This window comes from Marinilactibacillus piezotolerans, assembly GCF_900169305.1.
Taxonomy (GTDB): Bacteria; Bacillota; Bacilli; order Lactobacillales; family Carnobacteriaceae_A; genus Marinilactibacillus; species Marinilactibacillus piezotolerans_A.
In genome coordinates, this window is record NZ_FWDP01000004.1 from 358,168 (window position 1) to 375,750 (window position 17,583).

Below are 17,583 nucleotides of genomic sequence, written 5' to 3' on the forward strand. Positions count from 1 at the left end.
TTTTAATAAAAAGCGGACGATTTTAATCATAAAATTTATACTGCCTTATAAAAGAAAATTGTATAAAGGTTCAAATGGAGTTAACACAATATTAGTATAAATAACAAATATAAAATAAAAAAGAATTAATAATAAGCGTTTACACTAAAAAGTATAGTTTTATTTTGTATTTTTTTGTATGTTTATTTCAAAATATCACTTAAAAGAAACGTATATAATGTAATATTTTTGACAGATTTATTAGAATCTTTATAAGTACTGCTAATAGTATCTATTAATAAAACTACATTAAATTTGAGCAAGCCATATCTTTTTACTTAAAAATAAGAGGGTGGTAACATGCAATTAAGATAAATTCAAAGAAAACTTATATATATTAGGAGGCTGATTCAGTATATGGAGCGTCGTTTTGAAGGAACATTCCAGACTGAAAATGAAGCAAGAGAAGAAATTAAGAGATTGATCAACGAAGAACATTACACCGCAGATGAACTACTCATCATCACCGATGATCAGAATAGAAGCAAGTTCAACAGCGAAACGTTAGGTTCTGTAGAGGTAGATATCGTTGACTCCGATGATAATGGATCTTTCTGGGAAAAAATTAAAGAAACACTATCCTTTGGAACTTATAATTCTCAAGAAACACAAAATGCTTTAGAAGAACACGGAGTACCGCATGATGTCGCTGAACAACACATGGATGCTTTAACAGAAGGCGATATTGTTCTGCTGGCAGATACGGATGCACCTAAAAGTGGTAAACTTTCTGATTTGAACAAAGAAATGACAACTAAAAAGGAGCAGGATTTTGATATGAATAAAGAAAATAATGCAAGACCTATCGACTCTGTAAATACAGAAGAGGAGAAAGCGATCAAAAATGATGAAGCTAACCCTTCTGATGTTGAGACAACAGAAACAGATAATCAAAGTATGAATCAATCTATAGATCCTTCACAAGCCCAAGATACCAGAAAAGAAGAACAAGTAGATACAAATGAAAAAGACAGTTCTAATCAAAACGATCAAAATGACTATACGACAACGGAAGACGATGGACAATCACTGGAAACAAATCCAGATTTGACCGGTGAAGAAGATACAGTAGTAACAGAAGATACTGATCGCGGTTATCCAGATAATATTGCCCATGGAGTTGTGAAACCAGAAGCAAACAACCCATTAAATACTGAACCAAAAAGTGAAAAAAGCCCTTCTGAGAATACTCAAGCACCAGAAAGTGATGCAAAATATACAACTGCCTCAAACGAAGCAGGCATGAAAGAAGAACCATCTAAAGAAGACGACAAGAAATAAATGAACCAGAAAAAACGAAAAAGATAAACGCATAAGTTTTAATAACTATATAAGGAGAGATTGTATGTCTGAAGAAGAAAAAATTCAAACCCAAGAACCTAAAAAAAATTATTTAATGAATGATGAATCTGAAAATATGCGACGCGAACCTATTGTAGAAAATGAGCAGTATAAGCCAGCTGGCAAGTTGGAAGGCAAAACGGCTGTCATTACTGGAGGCGATTCAGGAATAGGTGCTGCGACAGCCATTCTTTTTGCCAAGGAGGGTGCTAAAGTAGCCTTTACGTATTATTCGTCTGATGATGATGCAGAAAAAACAAAAAATCGCCTTGAAGAAATTGGAGCAGATGTTCTTGTATTTAAAGGAGACGTAGGGGATGAATCATTTGCCCAGAAGACTGTTTCTGAGATCAAAGATAAGTGGGGTAATATTGATGTATTAGTCAATCATGCCGGAGAGCAGCATTACCAGTCTTCAATAACTGATATAACTGCTGAACAAATCGATAGAACATATCGTACGAATATTTACAGCATGTTCTATTTTGTTAAAGCAGCATTTCCGCATATGAATGAAGAAGGAAGTATCATCAATACTTCTTCAATTACTGCTTATAAAGGCAGCAATTACTTGATGGATTATTCAGGAACTAATGGAGCAGTTGTTTCATTTACACGCTCACTATCAAATAATACAGAATTTGTTGATAAAAAAATCAGAGTTAACTCAGTTGCCCCTGGTGAAACTTGGACACCATTGATACCAGCTACATTTCCAAAAGATGTCTTAGCTGGCTGGGGTAAGAAAAGTGCCTTTAAACGTCCCGGAGAAGCGTATGAACTAGCACCTGCTTATGTATTCTTAGCTAGTGATGATGCCAGCTATATTACAGGACAAACGATCCATGTAAACGGCGGAATTATTGTAAATGGCTAATTTAAAAAATGAAAAACTATATTTAATGGAGGAATAGTAATGGACAGACCAGATAAAACTTCTAATAATGACCTGAAAAGAACCGGTCAACCTGATGCAACGCCAGATAGAAGGGATCCGGAAAGAGACGAAGTGACCAGTCCGGATACTTCAGCACCATTAGGATATATTAAAGATCGCCCTGCTAAAGATGGTATGGATAGAGATGATCGAGCAATTTACGAAAAAGCTAAAGGTGATTCAGTCGGAAATGAAGTAGAAAAAGATTTATAATTCTTTTCATGGAGCTTGTCCAAGTCGGATGAGCTCTTTTTCTGTCAAAAAAGCCATCGGAACACACGATCGTTTGTTTGGAAAAGGTGAATGTATGTTATAATAAAGTTAATCAGAATCTGGAAGGTGATATGAATGAACCCATCTGAAGATAACAGCAGAAGACCAGATCAGTTGATCAGGCTTGAACCTAATCAAAAACAGCAAGATCATACATTCAAGTTAGACAAGACAAAGCAACTTGAACAAGCAATAGAAGCGAATTCTCGGGAAACCGGAGATAAAAGGAATATGATTACCAGTATACAAGCACAAAAGAGACCAGGGAGATATAATATTTACCTTGGTGAAGAGTATGCTTTCCCTGTAGATGAAGAACTGATTATCAAGTATATGCTTCATAAAGGAATGGTTTTGTCTCCGGCTTTTCAAGAAGAATTAAAAGTTGAAGATGTTTCGAGAAAAGCGTATCAAAGAGCTTTAAATTATTTAAGTTATGGCTTGAGATCTGAAAAAGAAGTCAGAGATGATCTGAAAGAAAAAGAATTTGAAGAACAAGCGGACGAAGTGATCGAAAGATTAAAAGAGCAACGATTGATTGATGATCTTGAATATGCAAAAAGTTATGTCAGAACATCTGCCAACTTGAATCGGAAAGGACCCTCTGTTATTCAAAATGAATTATTCAGACGAGGTATAGACAAGTTATCAATTGAAGAAGCAATGTTTGAATATTCTTATGAAGATCAGTTTGATAATGCATATATTCTGGCAGAAAAAGCCTGGAAAAAAGCGCGGCAGAAGTCACAGCGAGAAGCCGTACAGAAAGTCAAACAGCATTTAATGCAAAAAGGGTTCAACATGGATATCATACAAGAAGTCATCAATGAAATGGATACTGATAAATCTGAAGATGAAGAGTTTGAAGCACTAGCCATCCAGGGTGAAAAAGCCTGGAAAAGGTACTCAAGAAAATCAAGCGGTTATGAGCTGGTTCAAAAAACAAAATCCAGTCTCTTTCAAAAAGGATATCCATCAGAATTGATAAAAAGATTTACAGACATGAAGGAAGAAGAGAATGCAGAATAATAACTTAAATAAAGCTGAGCTTAAAGAACAGTACAATATAGAAATGTGGACGGATGACAAGATCCAAGCATTCAGAGAAACTTTATTAAATTGGTATGACCAGGAAAAAAGAGATCTTCCTTGGCGCAGAACCTCGGATCCTTATAAAATATGGATTTCAGAAATTATGCTCCAGCAGACAAGAGTGGATACCGTCATTCCCTACTTTGAACGCTTTGTCAAAAAGTTCCCTACCGTTCAGGATTTGGCTGAAGCCGATGATGATAGTTTGTTGAAAGTGTGGGAAGGGTTAGGGTATTACTCGAGAGTCAGAAACATGAAACAAGCAGCGATTCAAGTAGTATCAGAATATAATGGTGCATTTCCTAGTGAACCAGAGGAAATCAGAAAGCTTAAAGGAATTGGTCCTTACACAGCCGGAGCAATCTCAAGTATTGCATTTGGTCATATAGAGCCGGCAGTTGACGGAAACCTTATGAGAGTGCTGAGCAGACTATTTGAGATAGAGGTAGATATTGCCAAACCGGCGAGCAGAAGTGTTTTTGAGGCCGTTATGTATCATCTGCTTGATCCAAGTCGGCCGGGGGATTTCAACCAGGCTTTGATGGATTTAGGAGCAACGATCTGTACGCCTAAAAACTACTACCCTGAAAACAGTCCCATCAAAGACTTTAATGCTTCTTATGTAAATGAGACCTATCTCAAATATCCTATTAAAAGTAAAAAGAAGAAGAAAAAAACTGTAAATTATTTTGCGGTAGCCATTCAAAATGACAAAGGGGAATACTTGTTAGAAAAGCGTACAGAACAAAAATTGCTATCTAATATGTGGACCTTTCCATTATTAGAAGAAACCATTCTGGAAACTAGTTCAAACTGGAAGTCATTCCAGAAACCAGACTTGTACGCAATCGATCCTAGCGATTTAAATATCTTACAAAAATATCTGCAAGCGTCTTTTGGAATAGAAGCAGAAATAAATGCGCAATCAAAAGGCATGGTGTCACATGTATTCACACATCTTCACTGGAATGTCTATCTGTATAAAGCAACTGTCAAAAAAGACGCTGAAATGATACCAGCAAACTGTAATTGGGTCAGTGAAGAAGAATTTGATGACTATGTGTTTCCAGTCATGCAGCAGAAACTTTGTAAATTACTGAAAGAAGTTACCCTTTTTTGAAAGTACAAAGCGTGTCTTAAAACATTTTTATTCGTCTGCTTTTTAAGTGGTATATGATTTCCCTACGGAACATTTGACGTCTATGATATAATACTTAATGAGTATGAAAAGTGTTGAAAATTCTCAGCACTTAAAAGAAAGTTGGTTCTTAGATGCAATTTCCGAAAGAAGGGGATTTCATCACAATTAAGAGTTATAAGCATGATGGGAGTCTGCACAGAACCTGGAGAGATACAATGGTTTTGAAAACGACAGATCACTCATTGATCGGATGCAACGATCATACGTTAGTGATCGAATCGGATGGCAGAAGGTGGCGTACAAGAGAACCAGCACTTGTTTATTTTCATAAACATTACTGGTTCAATATTGTAACCATGATCCGTCAAAAAGGAACTTCTTACTATTGCAACATGGCTTCTCCTTTTTTGATCGATGAAGAAGGTGCAAAATACATCGACTATGATTTAGATGTGAAGGTTTTTCCAGACGGGGAAAAACGTTTGCTGGATGTTGATGAATATGAAGAACATGGTAAAAAGTGGCAGTATCCAGATGAAGTCGATTTAATTTTAAAGGAACATATTAAAATTCTTGTTGACTGGATTCGAGAAGAAAAAGGACCTTTTTCTGAAGGATATGTTGACTTATGGTATGACCGTTACAAACAACTTACCGGCAAAAAGTAAAAATTGTGATGAAATGTACTGAAAGATGCAGCAGACGTTCTAGAGAGTAGACGTTTGCTGTTTTTTCTGTTGTCAAGCTGTATAAAAGTGTGATATGCTTTTTAAGAATTGGTTTGAAAGGATGTTAACATGTGAAAAAAAACATTATAGGTACTATATTTTTGGCTATTATGGCAGTTTTAGTTATTTTTTTTGGAAGACAGTACGCTGCTAGACAAGAAGAAGACATGCTTCAGGACAGTTTAAGTGCTGCGGAAACTGGGAATACCAGCGGAACCGACAGTAGCACCGGAAGTCAGCCGGAAAAAGAGAATTCAGCAGATGTGTCTTCAGAAGAGTTGATCACTCGTTATGAAGAAAACAGCGGATTGTTATCTATTCTGGAAGAAATTGATTATCAGTCACTGACTAATGATCCTGCAATGTTGGTTTATTACGGGGATGCAGATTTGTCCGAAGCTCAATACGCTAATATGAATACTTTTATTACAGAAAGAATCAATGGAGCTGTCGAAGTCGAAGACCTTACTTATTTAGATGAGGATACATATGAACTATATATTCAAGAAACAGTGGACAGTGTAGTAGCGTCTGAAGCGGATGTTGTTATCTATTCAATGCCGGCGCTGCCAGACAAAATCAGAGATATTGGGACAGCTGAGACAAACCAATATTTGACCTCAATTTTAACAGCTCTTACAGAGGAGCTTCCTGAGTCTGAAATTATCTTGAAAGAACCTACTCCTGTTTTAGGAGAAATGGACAATTTAAATTCTCGTTCATTAGACTATCTGAATTATATGGAAGAAATGAATGTAGTAGCAGAAACATTTGGCTTATCCGTCTTGTCAACACACGAACGATTTCTATCATTGGCTGAAGCAGAGGGTATAGAACTAAGTACACTTTTTGATTCAGAAGGCATAGAACTGAACGAAAATGGACAAGCACTGCTGCAGCAAGCTGTTGAACAAGCGTTAACAAGTACAGACTAAAAAGCAAGGAAGGATCGCATTTGATCCTTCCTTTTTAATGCAGTTCTTTGATTTCCGCAACTTTTTCGTTGTGATTTTTTTTGAAGCTGCTTACTAATTTATTTAAATGCTGAAGACTTTCCTCGTAATCAAGTACAGCAGACATAATATGAATTACAGCATTACTTTGACCATAATCATTTTTCATATAAGATTCTAAATTTGCTTCATTAAAAAATGAATCCATAAATGACTTTCTTAGAGTCGCTTTATGAGTAATGAAGTTGACTTCTTCAGGTAATACTCTGCCATTCCATTTTAGAATTATCTGTTCATGTGCTGACATAAGTGTTTCCAGTCGTTCAATCAGCAACTGGCGCATTTCGTTTGGGAAGTGATTATAAACATTTTCTGCCTGATGAAGTGTTTTCACCAAGTTATATGCAGCTTCTGTCGTACGGATAAATTGTCGGTATACTACAATCGTGCGAGCATAAGAAAATTCTGTCTTTCGGAAGAACCTTCTTAAGTCACCGTCAATTAGATGACCCAGATAGGTTTTCATCTTTGAGATACTTTTATCTAAATTACTAAGATCTCTTCGCATCATAGGATATTGAATATTTTTTCGTAAACTGGTTCGAATAAAACGCGAAAGATCATCGGTTACTTGGTTATTCAAATGGAAAAGCTTTTCATCATATTTCGGCGGTAAAAATAAGCCGTTGATCAAGAAAGCAGAAACAACACCGACTACGGTAGCAAGGACTCGAATGGCAGCACTGATTAGAATGGGATGATCTGTAGACATCATAATTACGATAAGCGTAATCGTAGAAAGCACAATCACATTGTTAAGTTTAAACTGATGCAAAATGGCAATCAGAATCGTTGCAGCAATGCTGATCATGACAAAAGAATTTCCAAACAACAGAACCGTTATTACTGCAACGATTCCGCCTATTGTATTTGCCGTAATGCGGTCTTTTAGTGTCTGAAAGGATTTTTTCACAGATGGCTGCATGGAAGCGACAGCAGAAATACCAGCCAGAGCAAAACCGTCATAGACATTAAATAATGCCGGGATACTCAGAGCTATTAAAATTGCAAGACCAGATTTGAATGTTCGGGCGCCTATTTTCATAATTAAGAATTCACTGCCTTTAAATAGTTGTTTTCACGTATGAATGATATAATAGTATAGCATATTTTAAGAATACTCAAAGGATATTTTATAAAGTAAGCATTTTCTTGCATAAAACTGCATCAGAGAGTATCATTGAAGCTGAAAAGAATTGAGAAAACAAATCACATCAGTAAAAAGGACAGATTTTAATGAGTTATCTAGTGGATCAATCGATTGAGCGCTTGAAATATAATAACATAAGAATTACGCCACAAAGACATGCTGTTTTGGAGTTTCTGATTGATCAGGACTCTCATCCTACAGCAGATGAAATCTATCAAGAGTTGGCTAGTCGATTTCCAAGTATGAGTGTAGCAACTGTATACAACAACCTAAAATTATTTATTAAACTAGGATTGGTTAAAGAGATGAAATACGGAGATACATCCAGCCGTTTTGATTTTTCTTCCACAGAGCACTATCATGCTATCTGCACAGAATGCGGACAGATTGAAGATGTTTACTATCCTGGACTTGACGATGTGGAAGAAGTGACCAGCAGCCTGACCGGTTATGCTGTGACTTCTCATAGACTTGAAATCTATGGTTTGTGTCCAGAATGTCAGAAGAATCACTAATATGCCAGACTGTGCTGTTTATTTCAGTACAGTCTTTTCGTTTACGCTGTATTATTCAGATATAGTATACTAATAACAACGATTATAGAAAAGAGGTACCTAATGTGATTACGACAATGATTATTGCTAACCCTTCTTCTGGTAAAAAACAGGCAGAAGAGTATGCAGTTAGAGCAAAAGAAATATTAGAGCGCAGTGGTAGTACAGTTGTTGTCAAATTGACAAAACAAAAATCGGATATTGAAAAATTTGCAAAAACAGCCTGTTCTGAAAAGTTTGACCAGATAGTGGTTTTAGGAGGAGACGGGACAGTTTCAGAACTCGGTAATGCATTGAAAAATGAAGAATACCGACCAAAAATCGGCATTATACCGGCTGGAACCATTAATAATATTGCTCGCGGTCTTGGAATTGCAACCAATATGAATAGAGCTCTCCAGGATTTGGCAAACTGCAGAGAAAAGAAGGCTGATGCAGGGTTGATCAATGACCGGCTTTTTTTAAGCTCAGTTTCAGCAGGATCTATTCCAGAAACAGTTTGGGAAGTAACGGATGAGCAAAAGGAGAATTTAGGACCAATGGCTTATTTTATTGAAGGATTCAAGTCTATCAGGGAAGAAGAGCCTTATTCTATTAAGATGAACCTGGACGGAGAAGAAAAAGAGCACGAGTTAAGCTTACTGCTGATCGGTCTGAGCAGTTCAGTAGCCGGTATTCCCAACTTCTTCAGAAATGCTGAATATGATGACGGTTACCTTTATATGTTTGGACTGAAAAAGTCGACTTTTGGAGAAAAAGTATCCGTTTTGACCACTTTGATCAGTGGTAGTGAAGCATTATCTGATGAAAATAATAAAGGGTTTATCTGTAAGTTCAAAGAAGGAACAATTGAAAACGACTATATAACCAATGTGGCGTTAGATGGTGAAAAAGGACCATCTTTCCCATTTAGTGTCAAAATTTTACCCAGTTTCTTTACTTTTTTAGTTCCTCAAATTTAATTAACAAAAAGTAAGCATAAAACTCGTTTGAATTCGCAGTCATTGCTATACTATTAATAAAGACTAATTTAGAAAGCGAGTTTTTAGATGCGAAGTGAAAAATGGTGGGAAGATGCAATTATTTATCAGATCTATCCGAGAAGTTTTAAAGATTCTGATAATGATGGAATCGGAGACTTGAAGGGTATCATTGAAAAGTTGGATTATATTAAGGGACTAGGGATCAATACGCTTTGGCTGAACCCAGTCGTTTCTTCTAACCAAGTGGATAATGGGTATGATGTCACTAATTATAAAACGATCGATCCAATCTTTGGAACAGAAGAAGATTTTGGAAATTTTGTAAATGAGGCGAAAAGAAGAGAGTTTAAATTGATTTATGACTTTCCTTTGAATCATACTTCTATTAACCATCCTTGGTTCAAAAAAGCACAAGAAGGTAAAGAGAATCCCTATCGTGACTATTATATATGGGCGGACTCCGGTAAAAATCGTTTTTACCCTAATAACTGGAAAGCGGCATTCGGCGGACCGGCTTGGTCGAAAGAGTTAAACGGAGACCAGTTCTATATGCATATTTTTAAGAAAGAAATGCCAGAATTAAACTGGGAACATCCGCCAGTTAGAGAAGAAATGGCAGAGTTGATCAATTACTGGATCAACAAAGGGATAGACGGCGTTCGATTAGATGCATTTATTTACTTAGATGTCGATAAACGATTTCCGGATCAGTCTGAAAACCAATCATCAGGTCAAGAAGTTATTGAATATGGTGAAAGATTGAAAGGGTATCTTTCAGAATTTAATGATCATATTTATAAAAATAAACGAAATTTATTTTTAATGGGGGAAGCCACCAGTGCAGATGCTGATTTTGCGTCTGAATATACGAGTGAAGAGGTTATTGACAGAGTTATTTCGCTTCAGCACTTCACTGAAAAAGACTACGAAAAAATCAGTGAGCTTCCTTCCAGTAATCAGCATGTGCCATTAGATCTGGAAAAATTTAAAAAGGTTCAGAAATCTTTTCAGGAAAAACTGGCGGATAAAGGCGGCCCGATGTTGTTCTGGAATAATCATGATCATCCTAGAGCTGCTCAGAAGTATGGAAATGCGGACCAGTTTCGAGATGAATCTTCTAAAATGATGGCTACTTTACTGTATCTTCAAAAAGGAATTCCAATTATTTACTACGGAGAAGAAATCGGTATGAATAATGCCTGGTTTCAAGATCCAACAAATATATCTGAGAGTACAGCAATGACCTTTTATCAGTCAGCCCTGGACTATGGATGGCCGCACGATAAAATCATGAAAAATCTTAATCTGACGGTAAGAGATGCCAGCAGAGGAATCATGCAGTGGACAAAAAATCATAGAGCAGGATTTACAGAAAATGCTGCACCTTGGATCATATATCATAAAGAAGATGTCTATAACGTTGCAGATCAGGAAAAGGATCCAAATAGTATACTGAATTTTTATAGAAATCTGATCGCTTTAAAGAAAACGCCTCTCTTTAAAAAAGGCAGCTGGAAGATGTTAGAAACAAAAGAATCGCTGTATGTTTATGAAAGAGCTCATGAGAACAAGAAAGCTATAGTTATTTGTAATTTTTCAGATCAAACAGATGAGTTTCCTATGGATAATGAGTATATTGAAGCAGAGAGCGTGCTTGCTACGCATGACCAGAAGATAAACGATCAGAAACTTAGTTTGCCTCCTTATAGTGCTTTTGTTTTCAAAAAACGTGTTTAAATCAAATAAAGACCCTGTTTGCAACTTAGGCAGGGTCTTCGTCTAATTTATTTTTCATTCATTTTGTCCTAAAAACAGATTGACAATATAACCATTCCGCGATATACTATTAGAGTTCTAAATATTTTATTCCGCAATAGCTCAGTTGGTAGAGCGCGCGACTGTTAATCGCGTTGTCGCAGGTTCGAGCCCTGCTTGCGGAGCTTCTGGAGAATTGTCCGAGTGGCTTAAGGAGCACGCTTGGAAAGCGTGTATACGGGTTAAACCGTATCAAGGGTTCGAATCCCTTATTCTCCTTTTGGATTTAAAAAGAAGAGATTCATGAAAAAGTCTTATAAACATTGATATAACAATGCTTATAAGACTTTTTGCTTAATTTTTGAGAATAATCAAACTTTCAACGTCTTTGCAGAAAACCCTTGTTTAAGTTTTTTTGTAAAAACAATTGACAGAGAAGACAATATCCTGTAATATATTTTTTGTTGCTGTAACCGACCAGCCAAGTTGGCAACCAGTAAAGATTTGATCTGGCCCCTTGGTCAAGCGGTTAAGACACCGCCCTTTCACGGCGGTAACACGGGTTCGAATCCCGTAGGGGTCATCTGGCGCAGTAGCTCAGTTGGTAGAGCAACGGATTGAAGCTCCGTGTGTCGGCAGTTCGACTCTGTCCTGCGCCATGGTAAATTTAATAAAACGGCGGTTGTGGCGAAGTGGTTAACGCACCGGGTTGTGGTCCCGGCATTCGTGGGTTCGATCCCCATCAGTCGCCTTTGTGTTGAGTTATTGGGCTATAGCCAAGCGGTAAGGCAGCGGGTTTTGATCCCGTCATTCCCTAGGTTCGAATCCTAGTAGCCCAGTTTTGAAAGCCATGAAGTATCTTGATGATACCTCATGGCTTTTTTGTGTGGCATCAGGTTTTGGCAAAAGGAAGAGGATGTCCTTTATAGTTGAAAATCTTTCCAAAATAAGTAGGCTTCTTAAGCACAATATATCGGATGACAACCAGTTGGTCTTTATGGTTGATTTTTCCAGTGATGGATAAGATAGTATCTTTCTCTGCCTCATATAAAAAAGAGTATGCCTTCTTACCAGATATAAGGCAATTAATATTCTTTCCGTTAGTGTTAAGAGTGAAACGACAGAGTGGTATTCCATTATCAGTTTTTAAAACTTTTATTTCCTCAGAAGTAATGATTCCTTCTACAATGACGACTTCCATAGTCTTCATTCCTTTCAATTTATGTAAAACAACGAATAGCGAACATACGTTTATATGTTAATTATAAACGTATGTTCGTATTTGTCAATAGTTATTATTTGCTTAAACAAAGTTGATATAACAGTAAAGTTCCTTTAATATTAGGCATGATAAAAGCTATATTATTATAGAGAGTTAGAGGGTATATGAGTAAAAAGAAAAGTATTATGTTATTGTTGATTTCTGTTTTATTACTGATATTTGGCGGATATGCATTTTTTATCGATCCAATTATCGGTATTATTGGAATACTTTGTGGATTATGGTCTTTGTTTTTAGCGATTCTTGGTCTGAGAGGTAAAGGACTGTTCAAAGATCCAAAAGAGTGATGAAGCCAATAAAAAACGCGCATGCCTTTAAAAAAGGCTGCGCGTTTTTTGAGTGATATTATTCAGAGTCGTTTTCAGAGTCATCTGGCTGATCAGGCTGATTTTGCTGATCTGAATTCTGATCTTCCTCGGAAGAGTCATCTTCAGACTCCTCATTACTTTCAGGAGTATCTTCATCTTCTCCAGTTGAACCCTCTGTGTTATCTTCTGCAGGTTGATCGGAAGTTTCTTCTTCGTTGTCATTGTTGTCATTATTTTCATCGTTGTTATCTTGCTCATCTGCTGGCTGGTCAGACTCTTCAGATGATTGATCTTCTTCAGTTGTATCTTGTTCTGGTTCTGGAATATCGATAGTAGCAGTAGCTCCAGGTCCAGTATTTCCGTAAGCTTGAACGGCTAGAGAGAATCCGAGTGTTCCTGGTTCTGGATCTGTAACTGTATAATTTGTTTCAGTCGTTGTAAATTGTTGACCATTTATGCTCAATAGATAAGCAATTTCTTCTTCAGGATTTGCCAAACTATAAGCATCCCAAGATATTGAAACTTCATTTGTATCGGCATTATATTCTGCAGATAGTCCAGTGGGGGCTGTTAATTCTTCACCGAAAGCAGTAGAGACTTCATTTGGTTCAGTTCCGGTAACAAATAACTCAGTCACAATATCTTCGCTTGGTGTATTTGGTCCTGGAAGTTGTGCAGGACTTGATCCTTCTTCTACACTGACTTCAGAGACAGAAGAGGGCTTCGTCCAGTCGGTATTTTCAAGGCCTTCTGAAACTCTGCTCATTACTGCCTGATAAATTTGACGCGGCAGCTGTCTAGTGCCATTTTCATTAGATAACCAGTTTTCGTTTCTATTGTCATAACCGGACCAGACAGACAGTGAGTAATTAGATGTATATCCCACATACCAAGAATCTGGAACACCGTTAGAAGGAATATTGTATTCTTGATGTTGTTCTTCAGAATAATTTGTAGTACCTGTTTTACCAGCTTGCGGAACCCCGGGGATTCCCACAACGCTATTATAATTATCTGCTACATCTTTCAGCATGTCTGTGATCATATAAGCAGTATAATCAGACATTGCCTGATTTGTTTCAGGAATCATATCGATTTCTTGTCCATCTTGCGTTGTAACTTTAGAAACTGTATATGGTTCTGTGTAGTTTCCGCCATTTGCAAAAGCAGAATAAGAGGCGGCTACTTGTAAAGGACTAACATAACCACTAATTGCATTGTAAGGAAGAATCGTTTCCGTTGGCGATAAGGTTGTTGGATCAATACCTATATTAGTTAAAAACTCGCTGACTTGAGTTGTTTCTAATTCTTCATTAAAAATTCTTGCTGTTGGTACATTTCTTGAATCAACAAGTGCTTGGCGCATACTAATTTGACCAAGATATCTGCCATCATAATTCCGTAAAGGCGTTCCATCAGGGTAAGTCCATTCTTCATCGACCACTTGATGATAAGTGGAGAACTGTTCAAATTCTATTGCCGGACCATAAGTGGTTAACGGTTTGACTGTTGAACCGGTTTGACGATCATTATTAGTAGCACGGTTCTTTAGTAACTGCCCATCTTGTTTACGACCGCCGACCATTGCTTTTATTTGACCTGTATTTACATCAATTAAGGAAACGGCCGTCTGCAGCTCATCGTCAGGGAAGTTTACATAGTCTTCACTATTCACAACATCATAAGCGATTTGCTGTGCTTCCATGTCCATATTGGTTTGAATCGTTAATCCGGCAGTGTAAGGGTCTAAACCTGTTTTTTCTTCAACTTCTGCCAGCACTTCTACTAAATAGCTGTCGATTACTTGCCCGTTTTCATCTGCGACTGAATATTCAACCAAGCCTTCTTGGATTGGAATATTTTTCGCTGTTTCTGCTTCTTCAGCAGTAATATCGCCGTTGTCTCGCATGACATTCAGTACAATATTTCGACGCTCTTCGGCAGCTTCCGGATTCGTATAGGGATCATATCGATTAGGTGCTTGTGCCATACCTGCGAATAAAGCTGCTTCGTTCAAGCTTAATTCACTCACTGGTTTTCCATAATAAGCCTCTGATGCAGTAGCGATACCATAAACATCTTTTGCCATATGAATTTTATTCATGTACAACGTTAGGATTTGTTCTTTGGATAATCGCTGCTCTAACTGGATAGCAAGCCAAGCTTCTTGAGCCTTTCGTTCCAAGGTCTGATCAGCACGAGTAGTAGAGAAAACAGATAGTTTTACTAATTGCTGTGTAATTGTACTGCCTCCGCCTGAGATTTCCCCAAGATTTGAAATATATCCAAATGCTGCTCGTCCTATTCCAACAGGATCGATCCCAAAGTGATCATAAAAATTCTGATCTTCAATAGCTGTCATCGCATCTTTCATCACCTGAGGATATTCGTCTGCTTGAGCATAATCCCGGGTCTCCCCGCCAAGCGTATAGAAAACATTGCCTTCAGCATCCAGCAATTCAGAAGAAAAGCTGCCAAGCAAATCATCCTCTGTCAACTCAGGTGCACTAGAGGCATAATAGGCGAACAAGCCGCCGCCGCACACTATTGCAAAAAGAAAAAGACCAATCAAAGTTAAGAAAATCCGCTTGAACCATGAGGGTTTCTTTTTCTTGTTCTTTTTAGTTTTTTTCTTGTTTTTATTTTGATTATTTTGTTTGTTTTTAACTCGAGACATGTTTTGATCTGACATATCGTTCTCCTTTATGGTTGAATCATCCTATAAATATTATCATTCAGTTAACTTGATAGAAAAGAGTACAGCAAACCATTCATGAGGTCAAGTTTATTTAAAGGTGTATTCTATAATGAATGGTTTCCGTCAGTATACAAATCAATTCTTAAGATTTGTTTGAGTTATTAAGGTATCAACGGCTGTTAAATAGGGCAACCTAGGAGAATACCCGTATGGAACTTCAATACCTTCTTTAATAATAGCAGATAATGTAATAGACTTTTTACCATTTGGCTCTTTTTGCTGGTTCCACCAAAATTCTAGTACACTGAAAGGAAGTACGAACACTCTATTCAAACTGCTGAACCGGACAATGATAAAGCAGATACCGTTTTGTTTTGTACAAGCAGCCATATGTTTGATTTGATGTTCATGAAAATTCTTTAAAGGAAAGGATGTTTTATTTTTTGTTTCCTTTGCTTCAAAATCTAGATAGTAGCCATTATAAACGCCATTGTAATCCGTCGTTGAGGCTTTCTGGTAATAGGCTTCTGTGATCTTAGCAGCGCTTCTTCTAGGGTAGTTCACATTAACAATTTGGATAGGAATCGGTTTTTTGTGAATGACTGCCTTACCGGAAATCAAATATTGTTCATTTGTCACATTCAGATCATTCTCAAGTGTCATACCACGATTCGCATGAGATCTTTTTTTTGTTTTCCCTTGCAATTTTGACGCCGTTTTGTCACCATTATTATGATAAATCTGCCCGTTGGGATATTTGATACTCAATGATTTCACACTCCTTCGGCAATAATCAACTAGTATAATACCAAACAAATGACCGGTTTGGAAAGAAAGGTGTGACGTTTTATAAAAAATTTATATGTCAGCGGTTATCGTTCCTATGAATTGAATATATTTAATGAAAAAGATCCTAAATTGCCGTATATAAGAAAATATTTGAAAAAAAGACTTTCTGAGTATATAGAATCAGGTGTTGAATGGATTCTGATCAGTGCACAGTTGGGTACAGAGCTCTGGGCAGGAGAAGTGCTGCTTGAGTTAAGAGAAATCTATGATACGGTAAAGCTTGGCGTGCTATTACCATATGCTGGATATGGCGAAAACTGGAATGAAGGCAACAGAGAAATTCTTGACCGGGTTATAAATGGCGCAGACTATAGTAACTATACTTCAAGTCAGCCATACAGCAATCCGGGACAACTAAAAGGGAACCAGAAATTTCTTATTGACCACAGTGACGGCTGCTTGCTGTTTTATGATACTGAGTATGAAGGGAAACCGAAATTTCTTTTGGAAGAAATCAATTCCTCACTTGCCGATCGAGATTATGAAGTGGAAATGATCACCTTTGACGAGATGCAGACCTTTGTTACAGAATATGAAGAAAATCAATTTGAAAGCTAGCTTTTAATTATCGTCAGAATTTGGTACAATCAATAAGAAGATACCATTTATATAGCTTTTGATTCAGTTATACATTATGTAAATTCAAGTAATTGAAGAGATCAGGGGTGCAAAAGAATGAACAGAGAACTTACTCAAAAAGAAATTGTAGAAAAAGACTTTAAAAAAAATGTCCGAGGCTATAATCAAGTAGAAGTTGATGAATATCTTGATGTTGTCATTCGAGATTATGAGTCTTTCCAAAATGAAATCGATCAGTTGAAAGCTGAAAATGATCGTTTAATGAATAAGCTGGACGAGCTTTCTAAACAGGCGTCAGCGAAACCTCAAGGACAAAATCAGAATGGATCGTCTGTTACAAATTTTGATATCTTAAAAAGATTGTCTAATTTGGAAAGACACGTTTTTGGTTCTAAATTAGATGGTGAGTAATTTCTCACCGATATACGTATAATAATTTATGTGCAAACTACGGATAATCGCGCATTGTTAAAACAATGTGAGGAAAGTCCATGCTCACACAAACTGAGATGTTTGTAGTGTTCGTGCGCAGCGAAATCATAAGCTGCGGCTCTGTTTCTCTGAAACAGATGACGGCAGAAAAAAGAGCTAAGGCAACAGCTATGCTTGAGTATTCTTGAAAGTGCCACAGTGACGAAGCAGCAGTGGAAACGCTGCTGGTGGAACGCGGTAAACCCCTCGAGTGAGCAACCCAAACATATGGTAGGGGCACTTTTCTCCTGGAAATGAACAGAGAGAAGAGGCAATGAAAATTGCAGACAGATGATTATCTCTGAGAAAGCGGCCTGATCGCTTTCTCTAGACAGAACATGGCTTATAGTAGTTTGCACATTTGTTTATTTAGCAACTATCTGAATAGAT

17 protein-coding genes, 6 tRNA genes and 1 other RNA gene are annotated in these 17,583 nt (G+C 37.1%); 20 read left to right on the top strand and 4 right to left on the bottom strand.

What is annotated here, in order from left to right; translation table 11 throughout:
- Nucleotides 1-396: 396 nt before the first annotated feature.
- From B6F02_RS05665 to B6F02_RS05695, 7 genes are all read left to right on the top strand, one after another.
- On the top strand, nt 397-1,320 hold the full coding sequence (locus B6F02_RS05665; protein ID WP_080146401.1) for a general stress protein: 924 nt from the start codon (nt 397-399) through the stop codon (nt 1,318-1,320).
- Nucleotides 1,321-1,384: 64 nt separating this feature from the next.
- Nucleotides 1,385-2,257, top strand: coding sequence for an SDR family oxidoreductase (locus tag B6F02_RS05670; RefSeq protein WP_080146402.1), 873 nt, complete (start codon nt 1,385-1,387; stop codon nt 2,255-2,257).
- Between the two features lie 39 nt (nt 2,258-2,296).
- Nucleotides 2,297-2,530, top strand: a complete 234-nt coding sequence (locus tag B6F02_RS05675; protein WP_080146403.1) for a hypothetical protein — start codon at nt 2,297-2,299, stop codon at nt 2,528-2,530.
- Between the two features lie 135 nt (nt 2,531-2,665).
- The gene (recX, locus tag B6F02_RS05680) at nt 2,666-3,619 is read left to right on the top strand and encodes a recombination regulator RecX (RefSeq protein WP_256864654.1); all 954 of its coding nucleotides are present in this window, start codon (nt 2,666-2,668) and stop codon (nt 3,617-3,619) included.
- Nucleotides 3,609-4,802, top strand: coding sequence for an A/G-specific adenine glycosylase (mutY, locus tag B6F02_RS05685; protein WP_080146404.1), 1,194 nt, complete (start codon nt 3,609-3,611; stop codon nt 4,800-4,802). The genes recX and mutY overlap by 11 nt, the downstream gene beginning before the upstream one ends.
- 152 nt (nt 4,803-4,954) lie before the next feature.
- A complete protein-coding gene (gene ntdP / locus B6F02_RS05690; protein ID WP_080146405.1) occupies nt 4,955-5,491 on the top strand; it encodes a nucleoside tri-diphosphate phosphatase in 537 nt (178 codons plus the stop codon).
- A gap of 131 nt (nt 5,492-5,622) precedes the next feature.
- Complete coding sequence (locus tag B6F02_RS05695; protein WP_080146406.1) at nt 5,623-6,486, top strand: SGNH/GDSL hydrolase family protein; 864 nt, start codon at nt 5,623-5,625, stop codon at nt 6,484-6,486.
- Between the two features lie 34 nt (nt 6,487-6,520).
- On the opposite strand, the gene B6F02_RS05700 is transcribed toward B6F02_RS05695, so the two are convergent.
- The gene (locus B6F02_RS05700) at nt 6,521-7,609 is read right to left on the bottom strand and encodes an FUSC family protein (RefSeq protein WP_080146407.1); all 1,089 of its coding nucleotides are present in this window, start codon (nt 7,607-7,609) and stop codon (nt 6,521-6,523) included.
- Nucleotides 7,610-7,800: 191 nt separating this feature from the next.
- On the opposite strand from B6F02_RS05700, the gene B6F02_RS05705 reads away from it, so the two are divergent.
- The 9 genes from B6F02_RS05705 (at nt 7,801) to B6F02_RS05745 (ending at nt 11,845) form a co-directional block, all read left to right on the top strand.
- The gene (locus B6F02_RS05705; protein WP_080146408.1) at nt 7,801-8,229 is read left to right on the top strand and encodes a Fur family transcriptional regulator; all 429 of its coding nucleotides are present in this window, start codon (nt 7,801-7,803) and stop codon (nt 8,227-8,229) included.
- 104 nt (nt 8,230-8,333) lie between these two features.
- A complete protein-coding gene (locus B6F02_RS05710; protein ID WP_080146409.1) occupies nt 8,334-9,230 on the top strand; it encodes a diacylglycerol/lipid kinase family protein in 897 nt (298 codons plus the stop codon).
- Between the two features lie 87 nt (nt 9,231-9,317).
- Complete coding sequence (locus B6F02_RS05715; RefSeq protein WP_080146410.1) at nt 9,318-10,988, top strand: alpha-amylase family glycosyl hydrolase; 1,671 nt, start codon at nt 9,318-9,320, stop codon at nt 10,986-10,988.
- Between the two features lie 130 nt (nt 10,989-11,118).
- A tRNA-Asn gene (locus B6F02_RS05720) sits at nt 11,119-11,191 on the top strand.
- A gap of 5 nt (nt 11,192-11,196) precedes the next feature.
- A tRNA-Ser gene (locus B6F02_RS05725) sits at nt 11,197-11,285 on the top strand.
- 232 nt (nt 11,286-11,517) lie between these two features.
- Nucleotides 11,518-11,589, top strand: a tRNA-Glu gene (locus B6F02_RS05730).
- A 3-nt stretch (nt 11,590-11,592) separates the two neighbouring features.
- Nucleotides 11,593-11,665: transfer RNA gene (locus B6F02_RS05735), tRNA-Phe, on the top strand.
- Nucleotides 11,666-11,684: 19 nt separating this feature from the next.
- Nucleotides 11,685-11,757: transfer RNA gene (locus B6F02_RS05740), tRNA-His, on the top strand.
- Between the two features lie 15 nt (nt 11,758-11,772).
- Nucleotides 11,773-11,845: transfer RNA gene (locus B6F02_RS05745), tRNA-Gln, on the top strand.
- Nucleotides 11,846-11,898: 53 nt separating this feature from the next.
- On the opposite strand, the gene B6F02_RS05750 is transcribed toward B6F02_RS05745, so the two are convergent.
- Nucleotides 11,899-12,207 carry an ssDNA-binding protein gene (locus tag B6F02_RS05750; RefSeq protein WP_080146411.1) on the bottom strand — a complete coding sequence of 103 codons (309 nt, stop codon included), beginning with the start codon at nt 12,205-12,207 and terminating at the stop codon, nt 11,899-11,901.
- Between the two features lie 185 nt (nt 12,208-12,392).
- On the opposite strand from B6F02_RS05750, the gene B6F02_RS05755 reads away from it, so the two are divergent.
- Nucleotides 12,393-12,575 carry a hypothetical protein gene (locus tag B6F02_RS05755; RefSeq protein WP_080146412.1) on the top strand — a complete coding sequence of 61 codons (183 nt, stop codon included), beginning with the start codon at nt 12,393-12,395 and terminating at the stop codon, nt 12,573-12,575.
- Between the two features lie 58 nt (nt 12,576-12,633).
- Here B6F02_RS05755 and B6F02_RS05760 read toward each other — a convergent pair whose 3' ends face one another.
- Together B6F02_RS05760 and recU are read right to left on the bottom strand one after the other, a co-directional pair.
- Nucleotides 12,634-15,288, bottom strand: a complete 2,655-nt coding sequence (locus B6F02_RS05760; protein ID WP_080146413.1) for a transglycosylase domain-containing protein — start codon at nt 15,286-15,288, stop codon at nt 12,634-12,636.
- Nucleotides 15,289-15,429: 141 nt separating this feature from the next.
- Nucleotides 15,430-16,062, bottom strand: coding sequence for a Holliday junction resolvase RecU (gene recU, locus B6F02_RS05765; RefSeq protein ID WP_080146414.1), 633 nt, complete (start codon nt 16,060-16,062; stop codon nt 15,430-15,432).
- Between the two features lie 81 nt (nt 16,063-16,143).
- Here recU and B6F02_RS05770 point away from each other — a divergent pair, with 81 nt between their 5' ends.
- The 3 genes from B6F02_RS05770 (at nt 16,144) to rnpB (ending at nt 17,544) form a co-directional block, all read left to right on the top strand.
- Nucleotides 16,144-16,701 (top strand): DUF1273 domain-containing protein, encoded by a 558-nt coding sequence (locus B6F02_RS05770; protein WP_080146415.1) that lies wholly within the window; start codon nt 16,144-16,146, stop codon nt 16,699-16,701.
- Between the two features lie 117 nt (nt 16,702-16,818).
- A complete protein-coding gene (gpsB, locus tag B6F02_RS05775; protein WP_080146416.1) occupies nt 16,819-17,133 on the top strand; it encodes a cell division regulator GpsB in 315 nt (104 codons plus the stop codon).
- A 35-nt stretch (nt 17,134-17,168) separates the two neighbouring features.
- Nucleotides 17,169-17,544, top strand: an RNA gene (rnpB, locus tag B6F02_RS05780) — RNase P RNA component class B.
- The last annotated feature ends 39 nt before the right edge of the window (nt 17,545-17,583 follow it).

Bases quoted from the DNA above. Each gene is read 5' to 3' on its own strand.
- B6F02_RS05665 (WP_080146401.1), top strand. From the start codon at position 397: ATGGAGCGTCGTTTTGAAGGAACATTCCAGACTGAAAATGAAGCAAGA.
- B6F02_RS05670 (WP_080146402.1), top strand. From the start codon at position 1,385: ATGTCTGAAGAAGAAAAAATTCAAACCCAAGAACCTAAAAAAAATTAT.
- B6F02_RS05675 (WP_080146403.1), top strand. From the start codon at position 2,297: ATGGACAGACCAGATAAAACTTCTAATAATGACCTGAAAAGAACCGGT.
- recX (WP_256864654.1), top strand. From the start codon at position 2,666: ATGAACCCATCTGAAGATAACAGCAGAAGACCAGATCAGTTGATCAGG.
- mutY (WP_080146404.1), top strand. From the start codon at position 3,609: ATGCAGAATAATAACTTAAATAAAGCTGAGCTTAAAGAACAGTACAAT.
- ntdP (WP_080146405.1), top strand. From the start codon at position 4,955: ATGCAATTTCCGAAAGAAGGGGATTTCATCACAATTAAGAGTTATAAG.
- B6F02_RS05700 (WP_080146407.1), bottom strand. From the start codon at position 7,609: ATGAAAATAGGCGCCCGAACATTCAAATCTGGTCTTGCAATTTTAATA.
- B6F02_RS05705 (WP_080146408.1), top strand. From the start codon at position 7,801: ATGAGTTATCTAGTGGATCAATCGATTGAGCGCTTGAAATATAATAAC.
- B6F02_RS05715 (WP_080146410.1), top strand. From the start codon at position 9,318: ATGCGAAGTGAAAAATGGTGGGAAGATGCAATTATTTATCAGATCTAT.
- B6F02_RS05750 (WP_080146411.1), bottom strand. From the start codon at position 12,207: ATGGAAGTCGTCATTGTAGAAGGAATCATTACTTCTGAGGAAATAAAA.
- B6F02_RS05755 (WP_080146412.1), top strand. From the start codon at position 12,393: ATGAGTAAAAAGAAAAGTATTATGTTATTGTTGATTTCTGTTTTATTA.
- B6F02_RS05760 (WP_080146413.1), bottom strand. From the start codon at position 15,288: ATGTCAGATCAAAACATGTCTCGAGTTAAAAACAAACAAAATAATCAA.
- gpsB (WP_080146416.1), top strand. From the start codon at position 16,819: ATGAACAGAGAACTTACTCAAAAAGAAATTGTAGAAAAAGACTTTAAA.